15 protein-coding genes are annotated in these 24,822 nt (G+C 33.3%); 5 read left to right on the top strand and 10 right to left on the bottom strand.

Annotation, left to right across the window (positions count from 1 at the left end):
• Nucleotides 1-43 precede the first annotated feature (43 nt).
• The gene (gene metK, locus LNP81_RS08210) at nt 44-1,294 is read left to right on the top strand and encodes a methionine adenosyltransferase (RefSeq protein ID WP_194615930.1); all 1,251 of its coding nucleotides are present in this window, start codon (nt 44-46) and stop codon (nt 1,292-1,294) included.
• A gap of 362 nt (nt 1,295-1,656) precedes the next feature.
• Here the strand turns inward: metK and LNP81_RS08205 are convergent, their stop codons facing one another.
• The gene (locus LNP81_RS08205; protein WP_230034919.1) at nt 1,657-3,123 is read right to left on the bottom strand and encodes a M28 family peptidase; all 1,467 of its coding nucleotides are present in this window, start codon (nt 3,121-3,123) and stop codon (nt 1,657-1,659) included.
• 181 nt (nt 3,124-3,304) lie between these two features.
• On the opposite strand from LNP81_RS08205, the gene LNP81_RS08200 reads away from it, so the two are divergent.
• The gene (locus LNP81_RS08200; protein WP_230034918.1) at nt 3,305-5,077 is read left to right on the top strand and encodes a DUF4153 domain-containing protein; all 1,773 of its coding nucleotides are present in this window, start codon (nt 3,305-3,307) and stop codon (nt 5,075-5,077) included.
• Nucleotides 5,078-5,142: 65 nt separating this feature from the next.
• On the opposite strand, the gene LNP81_RS08195 is transcribed toward LNP81_RS08200, so the two are convergent.
• The 4 genes from LNP81_RS08195 to LNP81_RS08180 form a co-directional block, all read right to left on the bottom strand.
• The gene (locus LNP81_RS08195) at nt 5,143-7,347 is read right to left on the bottom strand and encodes a hypothetical protein (protein WP_230034916.1); all 2,205 of its coding nucleotides are present in this window, start codon (nt 7,345-7,347) and stop codon (nt 5,143-5,145) included.
• 150 nt (nt 7,348-7,497) lie between these two features.
• On the bottom strand, nt 7,498-9,732 hold the full coding sequence (locus tag LNP81_RS08190; RefSeq protein ID WP_230034914.1) for a hypothetical protein: 2,235 nt from the start codon (nt 9,730-9,732) through the stop codon (nt 7,498-7,500).
• Between the two features lie 92 nt (nt 9,733-9,824).
• Nucleotides 9,825-12,512, bottom strand: coding sequence for a carboxypeptidase-like regulatory domain-containing protein (locus LNP81_RS08185; protein ID WP_230034912.1), 2,688 nt, complete (start codon nt 12,510-12,512; stop codon nt 9,825-9,827).
• 47 nt (nt 12,513-12,559) lie between these two features.
• Nucleotides 12,560-13,447: a GLPGLI family protein gene (locus tag LNP81_RS08180; protein ID WP_230034910.1), complete on the bottom strand. Its 888-nt coding sequence runs from the start codon at nt 13,445-13,447 to the stop codon at nt 12,560-12,562.
• 222 nt (nt 13,448-13,669) lie between these two features.
• Here LNP81_RS08180 and LNP81_RS08175 point away from each other — a divergent pair, with 222 nt between their 5' ends.
• Together LNP81_RS08175 and LNP81_RS08170 are read left to right on the top strand one after the other, a co-directional pair.
• Entirely contained in the window at nt 13,670-14,485 is an 816-nt protein-coding gene (locus LNP81_RS08175; RefSeq protein ID WP_230034908.1) for a hypothetical protein, read from the top strand.
• Entirely contained in the window at nt 14,485-15,099 is a 615-nt protein-coding gene (locus tag LNP81_RS08170) for a deoxynucleoside kinase (RefSeq protein ID WP_072954754.1), read from the top strand. Before LNP81_RS08175 ends, LNP81_RS08170 begins: the two co-directional genes overlap by 1 nt.
• A 767-nt stretch (nt 15,100-15,866) precedes the next feature.
• Here LNP81_RS08170 and LNP81_RS08165 read toward each other — a convergent pair.
• The 5 genes from LNP81_RS08165 to LNP81_RS08145 all read right to left on the bottom strand — a co-directional run bounded on the left by LNP81_RS08165 (nt 15,867) and on the right by LNP81_RS08145 (nt 23,453).
• Complete coding sequence (locus LNP81_RS08165; protein WP_230034906.1) at nt 15,867-18,416, bottom strand: sodium-translocating pyrophosphatase; 2,550 nt, start codon at nt 18,414-18,416, stop codon at nt 15,867-15,869.
• Between the two features lie 114 nt (nt 18,417-18,530).
• Nucleotides 18,531-19,061 carry an inorganic diphosphatase gene (locus LNP81_RS08160; RefSeq protein ID WP_065449271.1) on the bottom strand — a complete coding sequence of 177 codons (531 nt, stop codon included), beginning with the start codon at nt 19,059-19,061 and terminating at the stop codon, nt 18,531-18,533.
• Between the two features lie 110 nt (nt 19,062-19,171).
• Complete coding sequence (locus tag LNP81_RS08155) at nt 19,172-19,771, bottom strand: DNA-3-methyladenine glycosylase family protein (protein WP_230034904.1); 600 nt, start codon at nt 19,769-19,771, stop codon at nt 19,172-19,174.
• A gap of 131 nt (nt 19,772-19,902) precedes the next feature.
• A complete protein-coding gene (locus tag LNP81_RS08150; RefSeq protein WP_230034902.1) occupies nt 19,903-22,404 on the bottom strand; it encodes a DUF5686 and carboxypeptidase-like regulatory domain-containing protein in 2,502 nt (833 codons plus the stop codon).
• Nucleotides 22,405-22,475: 71 nt separating this feature from the next.
• Nucleotides 22,476-23,453 carry a pyruvate dehydrogenase complex E1 component subunit beta gene (locus LNP81_RS08145; RefSeq protein ID WP_072954767.1) on the bottom strand — a complete coding sequence of 326 codons (978 nt, stop codon included), beginning with the start codon at nt 23,451-23,453 and terminating at the stop codon, nt 22,476-22,478.
• Nucleotides 23,454-23,944: 491 nt separating this feature from the next.
• Between LNP81_RS08145 and LNP81_RS08140 the strand changes: the two genes are divergently transcribed.
• A complete protein-coding gene (locus LNP81_RS08140) occupies nt 23,945-24,691 on the top strand; it encodes an electron transfer flavoprotein subunit beta/FixA family protein (RefSeq protein WP_072954770.1) in 747 nt (248 codons plus the stop codon).
• Nucleotides 24,692-24,822: the final 131 nt, after the last annotated feature.

The raw sequence follows: 24,822 nt of genomic DNA, 5'->3' as shown, positions 1-24,822 counted from the left end.
AAGCAATTTTTTTCCTCACTTAATTTTAATTTAATAAATTATTATGGCTTATTTATTTACGTCAGAATCTGTTAGTGAAGGGCATCCAGACAAAGTTGCAGATCAAATTTCGGATGCATTAATTGATAACTTTTTGGCATTTGATGCTGACTCAAAAGTAGCTTGCGAAACTCTTGTTACTACAGGTCAGGTAATTTTAGCTGGTGAAGTAAAATCGAATACTTATCTTGATGTGCAGCAAATTGCCCGTGATGTAATCCGTAAAATTGGATATACAAAAAGCGAGTATATGTTTGAAGCAAATTCTTGTGGAATTCTTTCAGCAATTCATGAGCAATCTGCAGATATTAATCAAGGGGTTGACAGAGCTAAGCCAGAAGAGCAAGGTGCAGGAGACCAGGGAATGATGTTTGGTTACGCAACTAACGAAACTGAAAACTACATGCCATTGGCACTTGATCTATCTCATAAATTATTACAAGAGTTAGCAATTTTAAGACGTGAGAATAACGAAATCACTTATTTACGTCCTGATGCAAAATCGCAGGTAACTTTAGAATATAGTGATGATAACAAACCAACTCGTATTGATGCGATTGTAATCTCGACTCAACACGATGATTTTGATGAAGAGGCTACAATGTTGGCTAAAATCAAAAAAGATATCATCGAAATTTTGATTCCAAGAATCATTGCTAAAAATCCAACACACGCGCATTTATTCAATGATAAAATCAACTACCATATTAACCCAACAGGAAAATTCGTTATTGGAGGACCTCACGGAGATACTGGTTTAACAGGAAGAAAAATCATTGTTGATACTTACGGTGGAAAAGGTGCTCACGGTGGTGGTGCATTCTCTGGAAAAGATCCAAGTAAAGTAGACAGAAGTGCTGCTTATGCAACTCGTCATATCGCTAAAAACTTAGTGGCTGCAGGTGTTGCTGACGAAATCTTAGTTCAGGTTTCTTACGCAATTGGAGTTGCTGAACCAATGGGTATTTTTATTGATACTTACGGAACTTCTAAAGTAAACTTAACTAACGGTGAAATCGCTAAAAAAGTAGAAGCTATCTTTGATATGCGTCCTTACTTTATCGAGCAACGTTTGAAATTAAGAAACCCAATTTATAGCGAAACTGCTGCTTACGGACACATGGGACGTAAACCAGAAGTGGTAACTAAAACTTTTTCTGCTCCGGGAGGAAATGTAAAAACAGTTACTGTTGAGCTATTTACCTGGGAGAAACTTGATTTCGTAGACAAAGTAAAAGCAGAATTTGGATTGTAATTCAATCTAAAATTTACATATAAAAAGAGGCTGTCTATTCATTTTAGGCAGCCTCTTTTATTTTTGGTTAGTTTTATCTGTAGCTAAATTCGACGCGGATAAAACGGATTTACTTCGTAAAGTCGCGGATAAAAACGGATTTTTTTTCCTGGTTTATTTTCTTTGATGGAAATATAAAAATTACTTATTATTATAATCCAATTTAAATGTGCATAAAAAAGGCTTTCTGAAAGTTTCAGAAAGCCTTTTTATTTTAGGAATTAGATGATGTTTTTCAAATATAAAATCCGTTTTTATCTGCGTTTTCGCGGTAGCGAATCCGTTTTATCTGCGTCTAAATTTCAATACAAATAAAACAAAATTTATCGCTCTAATTGTACATTTGGTAATGTCTTAGGACGAGAAGCATCATTTGATAAAATCCATCCTGTACGGTACATCCACTCTGTCATTTTATGCAATTTTACGAAATCAATATTTTCAGATTCATCCATTGGCGTGTGGTATTGACTGTGCAAAACACTGGTATAGAAAACCGATGGAATTCCTCTTTTTGCATAAGGCAAATGATCTGAACGGAAATAAAAATATTCCGGATGTTCTGGTCTGTCCCAAAGTTTATCCAAATCGAATTTAGGCCCTTCATCATTGGCTTTTTTAGCAATCGCTACCAAATCTGATGAGTTTTCGTGAGGAGAGCTAGAACCTAAAAGAGCTGCCTGGTTTACATTATTTCGACCAATCATATCACCGTTTAAAACTGCAATGATAGCTGCTTCCGGAACTGTTGGGTGCGATGCGTACCATCTTGATCCTAACAAGCCTCTTTCTTCTGCACCGTGAAATACAAACAAGGAAGTTCTTTTTCCTGGTTGTTTTTTGTAAGCTCTTGCAATAGCCAGCATGGCCACACAAGTACTCGCATTATCGTCAGCACCATTATAAATAGAATCCTGACCGTATTTTTGTCTTACACCATCATGATCCTGATGTCCGCTAAAAAGAACATATTCCTTTTTTAATTTAGGATCTGTTCCTTCTACTATTCCTACTACATTTACTGATGGATATTTATAAGTTTCAGAAATTACTTCTGTAGACAAAAGATCTTTAGTTGTTTTTAAATAGGCTAACTGATCATTATGTACCCAGAAAACCGGCATAGTTGATCCAATTTTATCGCGAACTCCTTCAATTCCGTAAATACCTCTTGTCATTTGTGGTTCTACCTGAGACCAGCTTTCTTCTGCCAAGGCATCTGCTACAAAAATAAGTGCTGACGCTCCTTTTTTTGATACAAGCTCATAGTATTTACTTCGAACAAGACCCGGATAACGTCTGTCAAAAAGTGAAATGTCATCTGCAATTCCTTCTTTCGAAGCCAATACAACAACCGCTTTACCTTTTACGTCGGCTTTCTCAATCTCTTCTTTTGTTGCGGCTCCTAAATATACTAATGGCGCATCTACTTTTATATTGGTAGTTTCTGCTACGAGAACCTCTTTCCACAATTTATATTCTTTTTGTCCAATTTTAAATTTTGTATTAGGAGTTACCTGATGCCTGTACATATCAAAAAACTGGAAATAAGTTCCGTCATCACCAGCGGGAGCCATTCCTGCTTCTTTCGCTTTATTGGCCAGCCACATCGACACCTTTAACTCATCAAGAGTTCCTGCTTCACGACCATTAAAATGATCACCAGCCATCTGGTACATATCGGTTTTAAGGTCTTTGTCTGTAATTGCTGAAACTAGCGGTTTTTTAATTGCCTGCGAAAAAACTACTCCTCCGTAAGCAATCAAAACGAGTATCATTTTATTTTTCATACGTTTTAATTTAGTATCCCAAACTTAGTAATTAATAGAGAAAAAAAAGCTTATTTGGATTTGAAATAGTACTGAAATGCTAAATCAATAAAATCACAGGAACATTTTTTTTGCATTATTATTTTTATTTGGTTATCCCTTACAATTTAGCTTACTTTATACAAAATAACTGATTAAAAAAATGAGCCGACTTCCATCGTTACAAAACGTTCTAAACGCAACATTAAATACCATTCTTAGATTTCCACTCGAAATCATAACTGCGATTTCAGGAACCATTTTTGCCATTATCCTTAATGAACTAGAATATCAGGATCCTAACAAAGAACTTTACCAAAAAGCCCTAATGAGCTGTTCATTGTGTCTGGTTTTATTTCTTTCTGTGAGTTTATTTTTTATCGCTGCAAAAAAGAATACTATTCTGCGTTTCGCTACTAGTATTGCTCTGGGTGCATTAATTGTGCTCTTTGTTTTTGGTTTTCATCAACGGATTACAGAAATAGAAATGCAGCAATTTTTAGTACTTAACATTGCTTTGCATTTGTTGGTTTCATTTGCCGGTTTTCTACCAAGAACCTACAATCAGGATGAATTTTGGGAATTCAACAAGCAGCTTTTTCTTCGAATTTTAACTTCCGGATTGTATAGTATTGTACTTTATTGCGGTCTGGCACTGGCTATTTTAGCTATCGATAAGTTGTTTAAGGTTAAGTTTTATAATAATATTTATCTTCATATCTTTTTTATTATTGCAGGAATCTTTAATACCATTTTCTTTTTAAATGGTGTTCCGGAAACCAATGACAGTCAAAATCCGTTGGTTTTAAAATATCCTAAAGGGCTTAAAAACTTTACTCAATATGTTTTGCTACCGCTAATAAGTCTTTATCTGGTGATTTTAATCTGTTACGAAGCAAAAATATTAGTGACACTTTCATTGCCTGTAGGCTGGGTTTCGTATCTGGTTTTAGTATTTGCCATTTTCGGAATTCTGTCTTTTTTATTAATTCATCCCATCGCGACTGAAACTGCTAATCTCTGGATGAGAACCTTTAGTCGTTGGTTTTATTTTCTTTTGATTCCTTTATTAGGATTACTTTTTTGGGCGATTTTGTATAGAATTAATCTTTACGGCTTTACGCACGAACGTTATTATGTTATATTATTATCGATATGGCTGTCTATTGTTGTGGGGTATTTTTTAATTCAAAAAAATCCTAAAATTAAGTTTATACCTATAAGTATGTGTCTGGCCGGACTGTTTTCTATTGTTGGTCCGCAAAGCGCTAATTCTATTTCAAAACACAGTCAGTTATCCCGATTTGAATTTTATATGGGAAAATCAAATCAAAAATTAACTTTCGAACAAGAACAGGATTTAAGCAGCATCGTTTCATTTTTAGATGATAATTATGGTGCAGCAGTTATGATTCCTTATGCTAAAGGAAAACTTGAAGCGCTTCTTAAAAAAGACAAATCTCCTGGTTATTATGAAATAATGAAAAGCTTAGGATATGAATATCGGTCAGAATATGATCTGAGAAATGATACAGACAACACTTTTTATTTTTATTATTATGGAAATGACAATAATAAAGTAGAAAATATTCATGGAAACGACTTTTTGTTTTCAATCTCCAGCTATAACAATTTTGATTGTAACAACTGTACTTCGATAGAAGGAAAAACCTATAGTATAAAATCAGTAAAAACCGATTATGGTCTGGATCTGCAAATCAATCAGGACATTATTCCATTAAAAATAAATGACTTTGTCAATAAAAACTCCAATTTTAGAAGAAACAATCACTCCAATAAAAGCGTGGTACAAAAAATAGACCATCAAAAATATGCTATCACTTTGAATTATATTAGTGCAAATGGTTCTATCGAAGAAAAAAAGAAAATCTTAGAAAATTACGAGATTAAAGTAATGGTCGCTATTAAAAAGTAAAAAAGAACCCGACAAGATTAAAATCTTCTCGGGTTTTATTTTTTGTTTCATATTAATATTGAAACTTAATAAGTTCCGTTTTGCATTTTAGATAATGTTTCGCGAATGTCTGTAGCAGTTTGTTCTTCAACATCTTCGTTTACATATTTAACAGCGAGAGTTTGTGTTGTAATCGCTTTCTCTTTTTGTCCGTCTTTATAATACAACTGTGCCAGAGTATCTAGATAGTAAGGATTGTTTTTGTTTAAAACTAAACTACACTCAGACCAATTTATAGCTTTCTTTATATAAGACTGATTCTTTGAATCCAATACAACCGACCATGATATTTCATTACATAAATTAGAATGGTATTCCTTGAACTCTTTCCAATCATAATAATGTAATGAATTAGAGTCAAAGGCATTATCAAATAATTGATCCAGATTTTGAACCATACTGTCTTTATTTACTAAATATTTACCGAAGTATTTTTCAAACTCTTGTATGTAAACAGTATTATCATTTGTTTTCTCAGCATTATCAGCTAAATAAAGGAAGTAATTTCTATAAAACTCAAAATTTACTTGATCAATCGATAGTATTTTCTCATATGCTTCTTTAATCTTTCTTTGGTCAGATTTTATATAACTGCCGTCATTATATATAGAGGTTGAATTTTGCAATGCATTTGATATCTCTGTGCTTAAATTTCCTATTTGAATTTGAGCATTTTCCAGCTCATTAAAAGCTTTACGTTTTGCATCAATTGCATCGTAATGTTTTAGTAGATAATCGATAGATTTAAAATCAACTTCGTCTAAAACTTTATCTTTTAAATAAACTTGTTTGGTGTAACCGACGCTTTTTATTTCCTGCAAAATTGCCTGAACGAGCACCATATCCGGACTTATATCATTTTGATGTGTTTCTATCACTTTTTTCCAAACCTGTCTGGCTTTCTTTTGGTCTAAGTCGAATTTAACAAACTTAAAATCGTCTTTGTTTCCATCTTCCTCACTATATTCATAATCATAATCGCCCAATGGCCCCAGTGCCGAAACATCATAGAATGCTTGTACTAGTTCGACATCTTTTGAGTTTTTAGTATTTACTGTTTGAGCAAAATTATTTTTCAGATAAGTTCTTTTGAGTTTACCATTAAAAGAATCATAATACATAAACTTATCTGTTTTGTCAGGAGATAAATTTGATTTTGCCCATGCTAAAATAGTTCCCTTTTCATCTAAAACCATTAAAACTGGCGAATCTGTCATTTTGTTCTTTTTCAGCCAGTTTTCATCATCTTTCGATGTTAGATAAAAATTAAAAGGATCGTATTGAGGCTCATAAGTACTTGAAATATATCCTATGTAGCGTTGTTGTTTTTCTATTAAATTATCAAATTCAGCCTGTGCTTCTGCATTTTTTGGATCACTATATACGGCTAAAAATTTATTACCATCAGTCTTTGTTTGATGTAAAGCTTCCGGAAGCGATTTTGCAATTTCAATTTTAAAATCTGTTGCAGGCAAATCAGCACTTTCTTCAGGAGCGACAGGGTCTCCATCTGTTTCTTCTTTTCCGGGGTAAGTCCAACTTAAAACTTGTTTTGTTTCTAAAGGCGGAATTATTGATTTATCTGAGTCAACGATGGGCTCGTCGCTATAAAAAACAGTTATATTATCATATTCACCGATCGACAGTTCGTTTTTTTTATTATCTAGATAACCTTTGATCGGTATATTAGGCAATACATAGTTTACCTTTACTTTTAGTTCTGTTATCGCATTTGGTATTTCGTATTTAAATATTTTTCTTGTTTCATAATCAAATCCTTCATTTACGAAATAAAAATATTGAGCACGATTCATTTCAAAACTTTCATTAAAATCACCATTTGAATCATAAGCTGTCAGATCTGATACTTTTTGATAATGAATAGAATCTGTCCCATTTTGTGTGCCAATATAAATACCATATAATGAACTATCTTCCTCGAAACTAACCTTAATTTTATCTCGCTTAATTTTGGCGTTTTTTATATATTGAACTTCAAAAACAGATTTATCTCCATCTTTGTTTTTAAACAATAACGAATCGTTTATTACTTCATAATCTCCATAAGAAAGTACCAATTCGAACTTATTATTATCCAATAAATTTAATTTCATTCTTCGGCCTGAATCATCAAGCGAATAATATGATTTACTTTTTAAAGTCTCTTGCTGGGCAAAAGATGGAGCACTTAAAAATAAAAAAAGTAACAAAAACGACCAATAATTCTGCATAGCTAACTTATTTAAAAAATACGTATAATTCTTACAAATGTATTTGATTAAAATATGCTATCAAAGTATTTGTAACTAAATAATTACAAATAAAAAAGCCTGACAATTATAAACTGTCAGGCTTTTTTATTATTTGTATTTTTTAAATATTTAATAAGTTCCGTTTTGCATTTTGGCTAATGTTTCACGAATGTCTGTAGCAGTTTCTTCCTCTACATAATCGGTTAAATATTTAACAGCGAGAGTTTGTGTTGTAATCGCTTTCTCTTTTTGTCCGTCTTTATAATACAACTGCGCCAGAGTATCTAGATAGTAAGGATTGTTTTTACTAACCACCAAACTATATTCTGACCATGTAATTGCTGACTTTATAAAACCAGTATTGCCCGGTTTTGAAACTACGGTCCATGCCGCTTCATTACACAAGTTCGAATGGTATTCCTTAAAAGCATTCCATCCATTATATGAATACTCAGAATTAGGATCGATCGAAGTAAACATTGTATCTAGTTTTTCGATAACGCTTCCTTTATCTGTAGCAAGATTAGCATTAAAATAAGTACTAAACTCTTTTAGATAATTAGTATTTGAGCCGTCTTTATCTTGTATTTCAGCCAAATATGTAAAATAATTTTGATAAGATTCAAAATTGCCTTTTCCTGCGGCAATTAGTTTTTTATAAACCCCAATCGTTTTGCTATCATCTTTTGCTCCCGAAGCATTATTTTCGACAACATAATTATTTTGCTGTAAAGCTGTTGCAATCTCCGTATTTAAGCTTCCTATTACATGCGTTTCTCCTTCTTTAGCAGTAAAAGCAGCACGTTCAGCATCAATTGCATCGTAATGTTTTATCACATAATCTATTGCAAGAAAATCAATATCATTTAAAACTTTATCATCTTTAAAAAACTGTTTCGAAAATCCCTGATTTTTAATTTCTTTCAAAATAGTTTCAACCAAATACATATTCGGTTTTGTATCTTTTTGATGCGCTTCAATCAGTTTTTTCCAAACCTGAGCAACTTCTTTTTTATCTAAGGCTGCATTTTCAAACTTAAATTCTGAAGCATTATCATCAGTTGTTACCGTATAATCTGCTTCATAATCATATGATGTTTCAAGAATTGCCACCTTATTAAAAGCCTGAATCAAATCAGCGTCTGTTGCTTTTTTGTTTTTTAATGTTTTACTAAAAGTCAACAATCCGTCTGTTCTTTTCAATTTTTTATAAAGAGCATCGTAATAATTAAACTGATATTGTTTGTCCTTAAAATTAGATTTTGCAGTGGCTAAAATCTCTCCATTATTATTCAGGATAATCACACTTGGATCAGCTGTAACTTTATTCGTTTTAAGCCATTTTTTATCATCGGCTGTAGCCAAATAATAATTGTACAAATCATATTCAGGATGGTATGCATCATACATAGTATAAGCAATTTGCGTTTCCTGATCTTTAATAAAGGCATCAAAATCAGTTTTTGCCGAAGCATTCTTACTGTCAACACCAACTACTAAAAATTTAGTTTTACTGTCTTTAATTGATGAAAGCGCATTTTTAAGATTATTCTCGATTTTTAATTTAAAATCAAATGTTGGAGGATATGAATCTACTCCTACAACAGTAGAATCAACTGCCACACCAAAATCATCACTTACCAGAGGTTCTTTCCCTGCATATGTCCAATTTGCAACTGTTTTACTTTCTAACGGAATTATTTTTGAAATTGTTTCCGGCTGAGTATCTTTTGCATTACGAAATACCAAAGGATTATTTCCTGATTGCTCAGAAATCATTAACTCATTTGTTTTCTGGTCAAAAAAACCGGCAATTTTTAAATCGCCTACAACATCCACTTGATATTTAATGGTAACTTCTGAAACATCTTTTGGCAAAGCAAATTTAGAAACCTTGCTATTTCCTCCATATTCTTCATAAACCAAATACAAATAATCTGCTTTATCAATCTCAAAATCTACGTCAGTTTTATCCTCTTCAGGATTCACTCTGGTTTTAATATCCGATAATCTTTGATATTCGACATCGCCCGAACCTTTTTGTGTACCAATGTAAAAAGAGTAGTAGTAAACAGCGTCAACAAACTTTATTTTTACTTTTTTTGCTTTTTTATCATTTTTAAAAGCAAGGTCAAAACCACTATCTGCTTTTGCACTTGGAGTAAATACTAATGAATCGCCTTTGACTTCATAATTACCCGAATAAAAAACCAACTCGTATTTATTATCGTCTAATAAATTCAGTTTGATTTTTTGTCCTTTATTGGTTGATAAATAAGATCCTTTTTCAATATTTTTTGTTTGAGAAAAAGAAACAGATATTAAACAAAAGAAAGCTAAGAAACTCCATATAAAATTACGCATGCTTACAATTTTAGTTGTTACTATTTCAAACAAAGATATTTCTTTCTTATTTAAAAAAAGTATTAAAAAAACAATGCATTGTAATTAAAATACTATAAATTGTATTTCATCGAAAACATAATATAACGGGGCTGTACAGTATATTGCGAAACTCTTGTAGAAAACTGCGAGAAGCTGTCATCATTAAGATATTTAGTGTTTAGTAAGTTGGTAGCAGATATTTTGTACTCCCATTTACTATCCTTTTTTTGATAAATTAAACTTGCGCTTAAAAAATCATATTCGTTATCGACCGTTTTATTGCCATTGTAATAATGGTAAAACTCATATTCTGAAACAAACGAAAAACTATTCAGAAAGTAATAATCCAATCTTGCAAAAGGTTTATCGGTATAATAAGTTGAACCGCTATATTTGTTAATCAAAGCATTATAACCAAACTCGATATTAGGCATGTTTTTATAATTTGTTGAAGCTTTTACGGTGTAGCTCTGTACAAAACTTTCTGTAGTGGCCAATTCATTATTCTGGATATTATTGAATTTAGACCAATTGAAACTCGCATTTACAGATGCTTTGTAGTTCTTTAAAAACGAACGTCCGTAATTTCCCATTCCGCTAAAAGTTTCATCGGCTAAATTTGAATTATAAGGTGATGACGATTGGTTAATTCCATTAAAATCAGCTTCTGTTTTAATTGCATCTACTTTTTTAGTATAAGTTGCATTGGCAAAAATATTCTCGAAATTGAACATATTGTATTTGAAATAACGAAGCGTATGAACTTGCGAAGTGGCATTTTCTAACAAACGATTTCCGCGGAACAAACTACTGTAATCAGACAAAACATAACCAGCAGCTAATTGATTAATATCTGTAAAATCATTGGTCAGAGAGAAATTATACGTTAGCGTTTCTGCTTTTTTGATTTGATATAAAGCAAAAAAATCAGGCAGCACTTTTATGAAATTCTGAGAATAATCTGTTCCCAGCTGCGTGTTTTTCATGTTATAGGAATGCACACTAACGCCCGGAGTTAAAGTAAATTTTCCTGCCAGAATTTTATAATGAAATCCAAGAAATACATTATTAAAATTATAGTTTACCTTATTATTGTTGTTGGGATCGTTTAAATCATTTCTGTCTCCGTTATCCAACATTTGAAAAATATGGGAATTAAAATCCTGATACGAGAATGTATTTCCAAGTGTAATATTGATGTTGCTTTTTGGTGTTACCATATAATAGTAATCCAGTTTAGCATCTAACTTATTTGTTTTTACAAATCGATTCTGATTCAGGTCATTTCTTTCCTGCCCCGAAGTATAACCTGCTAAGTCAAAAGGTTGTGTACGTAAATTGGCATTATAAAACGGATTTTCGTCCTGATACAAATGCTGCATTTCAAAAGCAAAAATATTTTTATCACTTTGTGTATAGTACAAACTCAAATCCTGCTTTATAGATGTTGGATCCTGTTTTTTACCCGTAAGGATAGTCTCCAAAGTCGAAACTTTATTCACCACAGACTCACGCAACAAATCGGTATCTTCATTTTGTTTGGATAATTTCGTTAAAATATCATAATCAAACTGAAACTTATCATTGGGTTTATACGTTGAACTCAGTTTAAAAAGTCCCAGATTATTTTTTTGATGTGTTTCTTCTTCTCTCTTTTGCTCATCTCCGGATTCTAAAATCGTCGTTTGCGATTTCGTTTCCAGATCTGTTTTTGAAGTTGATAAGATTCCAAAACCGCTTATATTCCATTTTTTGGTAACGGAATAAGCAAAATTTGTTGCTCCAAATTTCGTTTCAATTTCTTTAGCGCGATTGTTTCTCAAAATCGAAATTCCTAAGTCGTTTGATGAGACATTAAAATTACTTCCGCCCTTTTGCATCATATTTTTAAATCCTCCTGTGAACTTAAAATAATCCTGAGCTGTAAGCGGTAATTCGCCAATATTATTAAAATTGGTAATTACATTAATACTGTATTTCGGGCTGTAATAAAATAATTTCGGATTAATAATATAGCGGCTATCGAGTTCGCCAACTCCGGTTCCGGCTGTTACATCTCCAAACCAAAAGTTCTTTTTACCTTCTTTCAGTTTAATATTCATCGCTACATTATCCTGATCGTTTCCAAGACCTTTTAGAGCGCCAACTTCATTATAATTTCTTAAAACCTGAATTTTATCAATCGCATCTGCAGGAATATTTTTAACGCCAAGCTTAGTGTCTCCGTCAAAAAAATCCTTTCCCTCAACCATTAACTTACTTACTTTTTTACCTTCCACTTCAATTTCTCCATCGGCATTTACCTCAACTCCTGGCAATTTTTTCAGTACATCTTCCAACTTTTTTTCGGTTCCGGATTTAAACGAATCAGCATTATACACAATAGTATCCCCTTTTATAGAAACCGGCATTTCGCGTACAATTTCAACACCCTGAAGTTCGATTCCGGCATCATCCATAACAATGTTCTGAACGATGTTGGCACTTTGGGTAGAAATAGTAATTTCTTTCGATGTCATTCCCAGATAACTCACCTTAATCGAATAAGAAGTGTTAGGCTTTAATGTAAGCTGAAATTTTCCTTTGTCGTTGGTTATTCCATAAGAATCCATTGCTTTTGTAGCAGTATTTACAGCCATAATATTGGCCATTTCTAACGGATTTTTTTGCTCATCCTGAATAAATCCGTCAAAACGAACACTTTGAGAAAAGCATATAGAAGTAAATAAAAAGGCGAATATAAAAAGTGTTTTGTTCATTGATAGAATGAATAAATAAGAATAAATAAAACTTTGAAGCAGAAGATCTACCTTCCAATTGTTTGTGCCGGTCCGCTTGAACGACCACGATTCATTTCTCTAAATTCTTCCATTTTTTTAACTACCGTTTCATCGTAATCTTTCTGTGAAACTACTTTTCCTTTTTTAGAAGGCTTGATATCTGCTTTATCTTTAGCATTCAAAACAATTTTTGAACATAAAATTGTAGTTGTTCCATCATTTATTTCTAAAATTAAACCAGGAAGTCCCCAATAATTTTCAGGACCTTGACTTACAGGAATTTCAGGCGTATACCAGGCGGTTACAACAATTTCTTTTGGCAACTCAAAATTATCTTCAAAATTGGTTTTAGTCTCTCCGGAAGTTTTTTTAGCTTCCTCTTTTTTATCATCGGTTTTTTTAGGTCTAAAGTTTCTAAAATCGGTTTTACTTGGTTCTTTTACCACGGTTGCTTTGTAGCAATTGTAACCGCCAATTTGTTTGGTCTCCTGCTCTAATTTCCAATTTAATTTTGGCAGCGAATCTACAACCAGAAATTCCTTGCCCATAAATTCTTTATCAACCGTATATGATTTTGTTTTAACATCTTTATAGAAAGTGCCTCCGCCTCCCATCATAGAACTCACCATAACCCGAAAACCACCTTGTTGTCCCGGAGCTTCCAGTTTTTCTTCTTCTTTATAAATAGAGGCCGACTTGTCAAAATTCAGGATAAAAGTTTTTTCCAGCATTTTTTTCATTCTTTCTTCCATGCTCTTTTGCATTTCCGGCGTGATATCACGATTGCCGCGCATGCCTTCAAATTTTGGCACTTGCGTTTTTGACTCATAAACAGCCATTCCCTGAAAATCTTTTTGCGCCTGCACTTGAGTAAATACAAACAGCAAAGACATATAATAAATTACTTTTTTCATTTCGTTTTCTTTAAGATTGAGTAAAGCCGATAAAACTTACACTCAAATGTATCGTTTATTTTAAAATTCCGAAAGTTAAATATATCAATAGCGAGAAGATATAGACAAAATCGACTATTGCTTAGACTATTACGATATAACAGGACTAAAGAACTAAATCTTTATCTTTAAGTAATTTCTACTTTAGTTTTTTGTAATTTGGCTCTTTAGAAACCAAGTATTATGAGCAAAACGGCACATATTTTTTTATATTTTCTTTTTATTGCCTGCTCTTTTTCGGCTGTTTTTTCGCAAAACCAAAAAATAAAAGCAACCTCTGTTTCTCGTCTCTCAACTGATGCTGATGATTTTTCAGGTTACGATTCTTTTGGATATTCTTATCAGATAAAAAATAATGTTTTCAGTAAAACCAAAGGCAAAGAAATATTTGAATACAAGAATGTTTCATTAGGAAAAATTACCAAAGTCGATTTACAAAATCCGCTTAAAATTGTTTTATTCTATGAAGATTTTAATACCGTTGTATTATTAGACAATCAGCTTAATAAGGTTACAGAAATAAATTTTTCTCTCAACAATACACCAATTGTTGTTTCGGCGATCGGAATGTCTACACAAAATCAGCTTTGGATTTACAATGCCTTAAACCAGCAAATTAGTCTTTTTGATTATTTAAAAAATGAATACAAAACCGTTTCTACTCCATTAATAGAAACCATAAAATATTACCAAACCGACTTTAATACCTTTTATTGGATTGATAAAAAAAACAATTGGTTTTCCTGTGATATTTTCGGAAAAACAACTTCGTTAGGAAAAGTATCTGATTTTGATGCCATCGAAATAATCAATAATCATCAATATCTTTTTAGCAAAGCTAATTTGTTGTATTTTAAAGACATTACAAGTACAAATTCAAATGCATTTTCTGAAATTGAAATTTTAGAAAAATCGTTTGACAAATTCTGCTACAAAGACCAAATTTTATCTATTTTTACAGCTAAAGAAATAATAAATTATAAAATCGTAACACCGTAATGCACATAGCAATAGCAGGAAATATAGGAGCAGGAAAAACAACTTTAACTAAATTATTGGCCAAACATTTCAAATGGGAACCTCATTATGAAGATGTAGTTGATAATCCGTATTTAGATGATTTTTACCATCAAATGGAGCGCTGGTCGTTTAATTTGCAGATTTATTTCCTTAACAGCCGTTTCCGTCAGGTATTGCAAATTCGCGAAAGCGGAAAGAAAATCATTCAGGACAGAACGATTTATGAAGATGCCTATATCTTTGCTCCCAACTTATATTCGATGGGATTAATGACGAGCCGCGATTTCGAAAACTATACTTCGCTTTTTGAATTAATGGAAGGATTGGTCAAAGCGCCTGATTTATTAATTTACCTAAGAAGCTCTATCCCTAATTTAGTAGGGCAAATTCACAAACGCGGACGTGATTACGAAAACTCTATTTCTATTGATTATTTAAGCCGATTAAACGAAAGATACGAAGCCTGGGTACAAACGTATACTAAAGGAAAATTATTAATTATTGATGTTGATAATATTAATTTCGTTGATAATCCGGAAGACTTAGGAAACATCATTAATAGAATTGATGCTGAATTGAATGGGTTGTTTTAGAAACACAGATTTACACAAATTAATATATAAAAAATGCCTCTAAAATTTTTAGAGGCATTTTTGTTTTCTAAAGCTAAAAAAATGTATCAATCAATTACTCTTTGTCATGATGTTTTGTACTTAATCTATTTTTGTTAAAATGTCATATTCTTAAAATTAACAAATAAAAGACTACTTTTGTAGGTTAATTCTAATCTTTATAAAGTCATGCTTAAAATAAAAATCATACTTAGAGGACTCTTTATAAATGTGAGTATCTTCTTTATTGGAGATTTAATGATCCACAAGAAACTCAGTAATTTTTACCCCATTCTACCTTTGCTTTTATTCATGAATTTTTGCTTTCAATGGTATGTTCTTTCCAAAAAACCAAAGTCTCTTAATAAAACAAACTGGCTGATTGCATTAATAAATTTTGTTTCAACTATAATTCTTTCTTTACTCACTATAGCAGTTTGGTATCTACTGATTGCACTTTCGGGAATACCTAAAAATAGAGCTCCTGAAAATCATAGTACATTATATCAAAAAAAAGACTGCAAAAAAATTAATTTAACGAGCTCATCCATTTATTCCTATAAATTCTAAAAATCAAATAAAAATGCCTCTAAATAATTTTAGAGGCATTTTTTATTATAAATATAACCGCAATCTTGTCATCCCGAGGAACGAGGGATCTTCGCAAGAAACTCCGCATTCAAAATCGCCAATCTTTGTCGATTAACTAGTGTGATCCTTCAGGATGACAAAAAAACGGATATTATCTTTTACTTCGCAGCTTCAATTTTTGCTTTTACTTCAGCTTCTGTTCCTTCATAAACTTCGGTAGTTGTTTTGCCATTTTCTGTTTTTGTTACGGTTCCGGTTGTAACCCCATTAACAGTAGACAAATTTACCTCAAGTCTATTTTTACTGTATTTAGTAGTATCAAAACAATCTGTTTTTTGGTATGCATATTTTCCGTTTGCATCGTAATGCGCCAGGCATTTTGCTGTTTCTTCAGCCGTGCAGCCTTTTTCTTTGCACATTTTAATACATTCTTCTTTGGTCATGCCAGATAAATCTCCACATTTAGAAACTCCTCCTGCATGCATTTCAGTTTTAGCACAACAAGAACCTTTTTCAGCCAAATCAGCTGCAGCATGTCCTTCACCTAAAATAGGCGCAATTACCAAACCTATCAAACAAGTTAATTTGATCAGGATATTCATAGATGGTCCTGAAGTATCTTTAAACGGATCTCCAACTGTATCTCCGGTTACAGCTGCTTTATGCGCATCAGAACCTTTGTAAGTCATCTCACCGTTGATTAAAACTCCTGCTTCAAAAGATTTTTTAGCATTGTCCCAGGCACCTCCGGCATTGTTTTGAAAAACTGCCCACAGTACACCAGAAACGGTAACTCCAGCCATATATCCTCCTAACATTTCAGCAATTAACTGATTGTTGTCTGCGTAAACTAATTTTCCTAATAATACAATCGCAATTGGAAAACCAATCGTAAGAATTCCAGGTAACATCATTTCGCGTAAAGCGGCTTTTGTAGAAATCTCAACGCATTTTCCGTATTCCGGTTTTCCGGTTCCTTCCATAATTCCAGGAATTTCCTTAAACTGACGGCGAACTTCGTATACCATATCCATAGCGGCTTTTCCAACAGAATTCATCGCCAAGGCTGAAAATACTACCGGAATCATTCCACCCACAAATAACATAGCTAAAACCGGCGCTTTAAAAATATTGATTCCGTCAATTCCTGTAAATGTTACATACGCTGCAAATAAAGCCAATGATGTTAAGGCTGCAGATGCAATTGCAAATCCTTTTCCGGTTGCTGCAGTTGTATTTCCTACTGAATCTAAAATATCAGTTCTTGTACGTACTTCTTTTGGTAATTCGCTCATTTCGGCGATTCCTCCCGCGTTGTCAGATATTGGTCCAAAGGCATCAATTGCCAATTGCATAGCAGTAGTTGCCATCATGGCAGAAGCTGCTAAAGCTACTCCGTAAAAACCTGCTAAGGCATAAGAAATCCAGATTGCTGCTGCGAACAAAATTACAGTTGGAAAAGTAGAAATCATTCCCGTTGCCAAACCTGCAATAACATTTGTTCCTGCCCCTGTAGATGATTTTTGCACAATCGCCATAACGGGTTTTGTACCTAATCCTGTATAATATTCTGTAACAGATGAAATTGCTCCACCCACTACTAAACCGACTAAAGTGGCATAAAAAACACGCATTGATGAGATGTCTTTAGAACCTTCGCCAAAAAAGCTCATTTGCATAGTTTCCGGCAACATGTATTTTACCAGAAAGAAACAGGCAATGGCAGTTAAAACAATAGAAACCCAGTTTCCTATATTTAATGCTTTTTGTACTTGTGCTTCTTTGGCATTATCATCGGATATTTTTACTAACGTAGTTCCTATAATAGAGAATAAGATTCCGAAACCGGCAATTGCCATTGGCAATAAAATTGGACCAATACCGCCAAAAATATCCTGAATGTTTCCACCCATATCTTTGATCACGTAATTTCCTAAAACCATTGCTGCCAAAACAGTTGCTACATACGAACCAAATAAATCGGCTCCCATACCTGCAACGTCTCCAACGTTATCTCCCACGTTATCTGCAATTGTAGCTGGATTACGAGGATCATCTTCCGGAATTCCGGCTTCTACCTTACCTACTAAATCTGCTCCAACATCGGCAGCTTTTGTATAAATTCCGCCACCAACTCTGGCAAACAAAGCAATTGATTCTGCACCTAATGAAAATCCTGCTAAAGTTTCTAAAACCTTAGTCATATCTTCAGATGAAGTCCAAACCCCATTCATGAATATTTGAAAGAAAACAATAAAAAATCCTGTTAGACCTAAAACAGCCAAACCTGCAACTCCAAGTCCCATTACGGTACCGCCGCCAAAAGAAACTTTTAAGGCTTGCGGCAAACTTGTGCGGGCAGCCTGAGTGGTTCTAACATTTGTTTTAGTGGCTATTTTCATTCCCATATTTCCAGCCAGGGCCGAGAAAAATGCTCCAAAAATAAACGCCACTACTATTAATATATGTGTAGTAGGAACAATAAAAGAAATTCCAGCTAAAACTATACTGGCACCAATTACGAAAAAAGTCAGTAATCGGTATTCAGCTTTTAAAAATGCCAATGCGCCTTCGTAGATGTAATCTGAGATCTCTTTCATCTTGCCATCGCCAGCATCTTGTTTTAGGACCCAAGTCCTTTTTATTGCCATGAAGAGTAATCCTATAATTGCCATAACAATTGGCAAGTAAATCATAAATTCGTTCATAATATTATAATGGTTATTGGTTAATATTCAATACACTATGTAAAACGAATTTAAACAAAAAAGCAATACTCCTGACGGCAGTATTGCTTTTTTTATAATAGAATAGGGTAAAAATTATTTAATACTAAATAATCCCTCTGGTTTATTTTCAATGTCATCAAAACGCTTCGTACACTCAGCAATAATTGCAAATGCTTCGTTTACATCTCCCCAACCTTCAACATCTACTTGTTTGTTTTCAAGGTCTTTGTAAACCTGGAAGAAGTGCTCGATTTCTTTTAATAAGTGACCGTTAATATCTGAAAGGTCATTTAGTGAATTCCAGATTGGATCTGAAACCGGTACACAAATGATTTTTTCGTCTGGTCCTTTATCATCTGCCATATGAAAAACTCCAATTGGTTTTACTTCAATAACACATCCAGGAAAAGTTGGCTCGTTTATTAAAACTAATACATCAAGAGGATCTCCGTCAAGTGCTAAAGTTTCAGGAATAAATCCGTAATCTGCCGGGTACATCATCGAAGAGAACAACATTCTGTCGAAACGCATTCTTTTGATTTCAAAATCGTACTCGTATTTATTTCTACTTCCACGTGGTATTTCGATTAATACATCGAAAGTTGTTAATTTGTCTGCGGTCATTTTCGTTTTTTATTATTTCTATAATTTCGATTGCAAAAGTAACTAAACAATCCTTTTTTACAATAAAAAACTTCATTAATATGCCTACTTTTCTTTTAAATAACAGACAGTTAATATGTAATTTTCCTGTTTCTCTTGTTTAAGTAATAATGCCACAGCAAATATGTTGCGTAAGATCGGTACGGACTCCATTGTTGAGCATGAATTTCCATTTCTTTTTTGTCATGAATATCAAGTAATTCTTTGATTGTATTAACCACTGCAATATCGCCTAACGGAATCAAATCGGGTTCCTGAAGACAAAACATTAAGTAAATATCGATCGTCCAATTTCCTATTCCTTTTAGCTTAATGAGTTCTTCCCGAACTTCTTTTGCGTTTTTTGCTGCTAAACTTTCGATATCTAATTCTTTGTTTAAAACGGCGTCTGCTAATATCTTAATGTATTTTGTTTTTTGACGGCTTACACCTAAAGTACGAAACTCTTCATCTGATAAAACAGACATTTTTTCGGGATTGCAAGTGGTATAGGCTTTTATTTTTAAGAAGGTGGCTTTCGCCGAATCTATAGAAACTTGTTGCTCGAGAATCAATAATACTAAAGTTTCGAAACCTTGTGGGCGTTTCGGGATTTGAGGTAATCCATATTTTTCTATAATTTCAAGAAAAATTGGATTTTTGGCTGATAGAAAATCGATAGCTTCCTGCATGACTTGATTTTTAAGTCTATTCAAAATTAAATAAAAATAAAAAAGAATCTCGCAAAGACGCCAAGTCGCTAAGTTTTTAAATTCTTTGCGTCTCTGCGTCTTTGCGAGATTATTAAATAGCTTTCGCTTTATTAGAAATAGAATCCGAACGATCCTTTTACTGCAAATTTATTAGCATCCGGCGTATTTAGGTAACTACCTCTCCAGGAGAAATCGATACGGAATACTTTGAAGATATTCCCGATTCCGGCGTTGTACTCCCAATACACATTTTCTGGTGCATTATAGGGTTGTGCCGATGCATTGATTGCTCTGTTTGCATCTGAGATGGTTCCGTAAACTCCTTTTACTCCAACAAATTCTCTCCAGTTGAGTTTTCTCATAAATGGAATTCTGGCAAATAATCTTCCTCCAAAATCATGATTCCATTGCAGAGTTGTATATTGATCTGTAATAAATTCGTAGAAATTTAAGTTGCTAAACGTGTTTTCGATGGTAAAATAAGTCTGGTTACCCGGAATTACGCTCATTAATCCTAACGGAATTGTACCAAAAGTTTTTCCGGTTTCAAGGATAATGTTTGACCTTCCTAATGGTCCAATTATAATAGGCTGTTTGTAAAATAACTGTATTTTTTCGTAAGCAAAATCACTTTGCATAACTCCTTTTAGTCCGTAACTAAAGTTAACAAAGAAATGACTAAACGGACTGTCTACAAGGCTACGCTCTACACCAAAACCAATAGTTTTACGATTGGGCATAAACTCAAACTGAACATTGGCTTCAAACTGTTTTACCGCACTTTGCACGACTCCTGCAGGATTTGCGGCCGTTGGCAGCGTTGTATAATAATCCAGACTAAATGTTGGCGAAGCAGATTCTAATGTCCTGTATGAAACACCTGCCTGAACAACAAAGTTTTTCAAAGGCTCCATTTCGACCGAAACGTTGCTTAGGTTAATGTTGGTTAATTTTCCGTTGCTTCCTGTTGTAAATAAGGCCGATGAAGCAAAACTTCGACCTAAAATATCATTTGTTGTGGTTAAGCTGGCACCAATTTGTTCGATGTCTCGCCTGTTTCCTCCGGAAATAATAACTCGCTTTTTCTTGTCGACCATCCATTTTCCCGAAACTCCGTATTTGAATTTATTATCATCAAATCCGTAAGCCGTATAGGCTTGTATACGCCAAGGATCATTTGGTCCAAAATAGGTTCTTCCTCCTGCTCTAATCCTTAAACCTTCGACCTCATTATAACCAAATGTCGAGAATATTGGCCCGAAATCGAAGTTTTTAAATTCGACGTAACCGCTTCCTAAAATCGAGACAAGGCTATATAATTGCTTAAATCGCTTAACGGTTTGCAGGGTGTCCAGCATTTTGTAAATACCGGCTTCGTCTTTATTTAATTTCTCGAAACGATTTTCCTCCCAAAATTCTGGCGGTCGGTCATAAACAGCGTTATCAATAAAATTGACTTCTTCTTTATAAAACTTCTCCGGCTTTGGAATATTAAATTTATGATTGCGATAAAGAGTCGTTCGTTTTCCGTAAACTCCTTTTGATTTTTCTTTTTTATTTAAAGCAAAATCCGACATCATATAATCCCTGGTCAACAAAAAAGTTGAATCATTCTCTACTTCAAATTCCTGTTCGATGTAAATATCTTTTACCCAGTTAATATTGGCACTTTTAGTAACGCCCATATTAATTTTCTTGATTGCAAAAGTGGTATCGTTTACCCAAAAATCTCCTTTGAAGGTTAATTCGTTTTTACGTCTTGGATAAAAAACAATATTATAACACCATTTTTTATCAATAAAAGCACTGTCTTTTAAGACATAATTGTAAACGTCAATTCCGGTTCTTGAAAGCGGACTTGTGAAACTTTTATCGAAAAACTTAAGGTGATTATCGTAAATATTATAATCTGAATAAAGGTCTTTTACAAAGGAAAGAATCTGCTGATTTCCGTTGAAACCAGACATTTTATTTCCGGTAATGTTCTCTTTTACTTTCTTTAATTTATTATCACCGTAAACATCATAAACAGATTCGTTGATAAAAATTGGAAGATAGGTTTTACCCGTAACATCAGAGGTATCAACATGCTTAAACACAAACTCCATTCCTTTAAAGAGTTTGTTTTTCATAAAAGCACTATCGATTGTGTTCATATCAAACTCAACCTTCTCGTACTTTTGCATTTGATATTGATTGAATTGGTACAAACCGTTTTTACGTTTTCGTTCCCAAATTTTTCTCAATATGTCTAATGCCGGATTATTCTTTTTAGATGTTTTTCCGGTAAAAATCACCACTTCATTCAATGCCTCAGCTTCGCTTAAGACTATTTTAAAATCATAATTTACAGCTTTCTCTAAAGGAACTTCTCTATCTGAAAATCCTGCAGAACTTACCAATAAAGCGGTGTAAGTTGTTGGCGATTCCAAATAAAAACGACCGTCTTCATTAGATACTATTCCTGTATTTGATCCTTTAAAAACAACATTGGCAAAAGGAACAGGCTGATTCGATTTGTCCAAAACAATTCCACTCACTTTAGTTTGTGCAGTAGCAATAGCCGCAAATGCGAATACAAAAAATAGGCTGAGTAAAATTATTTTTTTCATTTATCTGAGCAAAAAAAAACTTCATCAATTAACTATGAATGATGAAGTTTTGTGAGTATTTTAAATGTGTATTATTTGTATAACACTTTTTTAACTGCTTTTACTACATCACCAGCATTTGGCAACCAGTCTTTTAACAATACTGGCGAATAAGGCGCAGGAGTATCTGCAGTTGTAATACGTTGAATTGGCGCATCAAGAAAATCGAAAGCTTGTTCCTGAACGATATAAGTGATTTCAGATGAAATACTTGCAAATGGCCATGCTTCTTCTAAAATTACTAAACGGTTTGTTTTTTTAACTGATTTTAAGATCGCGTCTTTGTCCATAGGACGAACTGTTCTTAAATCAATAATTTCGCAAGAAATACCTTCTTTAGCTAATTCATCAGCTGCAATAAAAGCTTCTTTGATGATTTTACCAAAAGAAACGATAGTAACATCTGTTCCTTCACGTTTGATATCAGCAACACCTAACGGAATTGTGTATTCTCCGTCCGGCACTTCACCTTTGTCACCATACATTTGCTCAGACTCCATAAAAATTACAGGATCGTTATCGCGAATTGCAGATTTTAAAAGTCCTTTTGCATCGTAAGGAGTTGAAGGCACAACAACTTTAAGACCCGGAGTATTTGCAAACCAGTTTTCTAAAGCTTGTGAGTGAGTAGCTCCTAATTGACCTGCAGAAGCAGTTGGTCCGCGAAAAACGATAGGCACATTAAATTGTCCTCCTGTCATTTGACGCATTTTAGCAGCGTTATTTATAATTTGATCAATACCTACTAAACAGAAGTTGAAAGTCATGTACTCCACAATAGGACGACAACCATTCATAGCTGATCCTACTGCAATTCCTGTAAAACCAAGCTCAGCAATTGGAGTATCGATTACTCTTTTTTCGCCAAACTCAGCAAGCATTCCTTTTGAAGCTTTGTATGCTCCGTTGTATTCTGCAACTTCTTCGCCCATTAAATATATGGATTCATCGTGACGCATTTCTTCGCTCATCGCTTCGCAAATGGCCTCTCTAAATTGTATTGTTCTCATATTTATATTGTATGTTGAATTTTCTGAAGAGCAAAAATAAATATTTTAAATAACTTAAAAGCATAAATTAGATTTAAAATCACATGATCTTCCTTATACCTTGCGCTTTTAACTTTTTAAAAATTATTGTGACATTTACGAAATCGATATAATTGCCATTATTCCCTTAATAAAGTGCTAATCCTACAAACTCAACTCTTTTTGTTTAATTTTTTATCTGACAAAATTCTTTCACTAAAACGTAAGAACTAAAAAAGTAGTATATATTGGTCTAATTTTAACACTTGCCCGGATTGCCGGATTTGTAAAATTCCTAAGAATCAATCGAAATGACTGCATTATTTATTTTTAGATATAACAAAACGGCCTCTAAATTTCAGAATCTGCGAAATCGTAATAGTTTTTAAATAATATTATGCATGCATAGTATTTTATTCCAATTTTAATTTCTAAATTTGTAGAAGCATATTATAAATATAAAATATATACTTATGAAAATATTAGTTTGCATCAGCCACGTGCCTGATACTACTTCAAAAATCAACTTCTCCAATGGTGACTCAGAATTCGATACCAACGGTGTTCAATATGTAATTAATCCTAATGACGAGTTTGGTTTGACACGTGCCATTTGGTTTCAGGAACAACAAGGCGCTACTGTAACCGTAGTAAATGTTGGAGGACCAGATACTGAGCCTACTTTACGTAAAGCTTTAGCAATTGGTGCAAATGAAGCTATTCGTGTAAATGCTAACCCTACTGATGGTTTTTTTGTTGCAAAACAATTGGCTGAAGTAATTAAAAACGGAGGTTATGATCTTGTAATTGCAGGAAAAGAATCTCTTGATTATAATGGAGGAATGGTTCCTGGAATGATTGCAGGGATTTTAGGTTCTAACTTTTTAAACTCTTGTACAGCTATCACTGTTGACGGAAACAACGTAAAAGCAGTTCGTGAAATTGATGGAGGAAAAGAAACAGTAAGCACTTCTTTACCTCTAATCATTGGTGGTCAAAAAGGTCTTGTTGAAGAAAAAGATCTTCGTATCCCGAACATGAGAGGAATCATGACAGCAAGAACAAAAGCTCTTACTATTCTTGAGCCGGTTGACGCTCCTGTAAATACAAAAGCGGTAAAATTTGAAAAACCAGCTCCAAAATCAGCAGTAAAATTAATTTCTCCTGATAATTTAGATGAGTTAATCAATTTATTACACAACGAGGCAAAGGTGATTTAAGATTGTAGAGTTTAGATTTTAGATTGCTGAACGGCAATACAAAATCTAAAACCAACTTAAATCGTTAATTTAAAATAACAACCATTTTAGAATTCAATTTTAAAAATCTGAAATCTAAAATCTAAAATCTA

Source organism: Flavobacterium piscisymbiosum (genome assembly GCF_020905295.1).
Lineage (GTDB): Bacteria > Bacteroidota > Bacteroidia > Flavobacteriales > Flavobacteriaceae > Flavobacterium > Flavobacterium piscisymbiosum.
This window is presented reverse-complemented; position numbering and strand designations above follow the sequence as displayed.